At 73.1% G+C, this 420-nt stretch carries 1 pseudogene; it reads right to left on the reverse strand.

Going from position 1 to position 420, the window contains the following annotated elements:
• Positions 1 to 420: pseudogene (locus E0L35_RS25720) on the reverse strand (hypothetical protein); the annotation flags it as partial.

Here is a 420-nt window from a genome sequence, read left to right on the forward strand (position 1 = left end):
CCGGCGCCCCGGCCTGGAATTCCGCCAGCGAATCGAAGGCCGGCGGGTTCACGCCCGAGGCGCGCAGGAAGTCGAGCAGGCTCTCGCGCCTGCCGTCGCTCTCGGCGAGCAGCAGCACGCGGTGGTCCGTGGTGCGCAGGTGGTTCTGCAGGCGGGCGAGCGGATCTTCCGCGCCGCGCTGCACCGACAGCTCGGGCAGTTTCTGGAACACGGCGCCGTCCGCCACGTCGTCCACGCCGGAGCGCAGCGCGAGCTGCGGATGGGCCTTGGCGCGCGCGTAGAACTGCTCGGCGGTGAGGAACAGCGTCTCGGGCGGCAGGGCCGGCCGTTCCGGGTCGCCCTGCACGAGGCGGAAGCGGTCCTTCGTGTCCTGCCAGAAGCGCTGGAAGGCGGGCTCCAGGTCGCCGTGCAGCACCACCG

This window comes from Halomonas sp. ATBC28 (assembly GCF_005937175.1).
GTDB lineage: Bacteria > Pseudomonadota > Gammaproteobacteria > Pseudomonadales > Halomonadaceae > Vreelandella > Vreelandella titanicae.